A 1,618-nucleotide genomic window follows, 5' to 3' on the forward strand; every position below is an offset into this window, starting at 1 on the left:
ATTCGACTCTTAGACTCTTAGAAGCGACGTGAAATTGTTGTACAGCTCCTGTCAACGATCTAAAGCGTAAGGATCTAATCCGGTGCCGAACATCTGGAAGGTCGGTGGCTATCTCAAACATTTGCCAAACGATCCGTGGGGCAACGCGTACCAGTATCTCAATCCTGGCGTCCATAGCGAGATCGACGTATTAAGCTACGGCGCCGACACGAAGCAAGGCGGCGAAGGCAACGATGCCGACATAGGCTCGTGGGAATAACCCGCGGACCCTCTTTTGACCGTGAAAACCGATGCGTACCGCCGGGACCATCCGTATGTCCGATTGCGTGTCCGGAGTTCTAACCCATGGGAAGCAGTGACGCTGCGCTCTAGGGGATGCCGCTCGAACGTCAAGGCCACGCGACCGACATCCGCGCATCTAGGCCCATTATCGGGGCGGAGCCGACGTTCGAACGTCCACGTGAAGGCGTGGGCTAACGTTCACAGATGACCGGGTGCTGCCTTCGCCCGCCGGCACCGGAGCGCTTCCCTGTTTGACGCAGTGGTTCAATCGCCTCAACGTATTGGCGCCACAGTTCGCGGGTCCTCCATTGACATAACTGACAATTATCGGATTTTTCGTTGTAGAAGCAATATGAGAATGTCGTGTTTTAGCAAGATACAAATGTCGCGTTTTGCATCCACTGGCAAGCTGGCGATTCACTGCAGCACTGCAGGAGCCGTCCATGAAGCCAGCGACACTTGTGACACTGAACATGCGCGAACTCGATCGTCTGAAGATGATCCAGGCCGTCGTGGACATGGGACTCAAGCCCGGCCGTGCCGCAGAGCGTCTCGGCCTGACGGTACGCCAGGTCGAGCGGCTGGTGACGCGGTATCGTGAATCGGGCGCGGCGGGACTGGCCTCGCGCAAACGGGGCACGCCGGGCAACCGGAAGCTCGACGAAGGTCTGGCGCTGCGTGCGCTGACCATCATTCGAGAGCGCTATGCCGATTTCGGCCCGACGCTGGCGTGCGAGAAACTGCGCGAATGCCATGGCCTCGTGCTGTCGAAGGAAACCGTGCGTCACCTGATGACGGATGCGGGTCTATGGGTGCCGCGCAAACAGCGACCACCGAAGGTTTATCAGCCGCGTGCGCGACGGGCCTGTTTCGGCGAACTGGTACAGATCGACGGCTGTGACCATCACTGGTTCGAGGAACGGGCACCGTCCTGCACGTTGCTGGTGTATGTTGATGACGCCACCAGCAGGCTGATGCAGTTGCACTTCGCGGCGACCGAGTCGACCTTCAGTTATTTCGAGGCAACGCGCGCGTACCTCGAGCGCCACGGCAAGCCGGTGGCGTTCTACAGCGACCGCGCGAGCGTGTTCTATGTCCATAAGCGCGAGGAGACGGCGGGCAAAGGCGTCACCCAATTTGGCCGCGCAATGTATGAGCTGAACATCGACACGTTTTGCGCCAACAGCAGCCCCGCCAAGGGACGCGTCGAACGGGCGCATCTGACGCTGCAGGACCGCCTCGTGAAGGAACTGAGGATGCGCGATATCAGCACCATTGAAGCTGCAAACGCGTATGCCTGCGCTTTCATGGCCGCCTATAACGCGCGTTTCGCGAA

Annotated in this window: 1 protein-coding gene and 1 pseudogene; both read left to right on the plus strand. The window is 59.2% G+C overall.

Features of this window, described 5'->3' with window-relative positions:
- Positions 1–73: 73 nt before the first annotated feature.
- Positions 74–259: pseudogene (locus AWB68_RS44680) on the plus strand (type II secretion system protein GspG); the annotation flags it as partial.
- Positions 260–725: 466 nt separating this feature from the next.
- On the plus strand, positions 726–1,618 hold an 893-nt coding region (locus tag AWB68_RS44685; RefSeq protein ID WP_125483305.1), incomplete at its 3' end, for an ISNCY family transposase.

The sequence above is a fragment of the Caballeronia choica genome, assembly GCF_001544535.1.
GTDB classification, from domain to species: domain Bacteria; phylum Pseudomonadota; class Gammaproteobacteria; order Burkholderiales; family Burkholderiaceae; genus Caballeronia; species Caballeronia choica.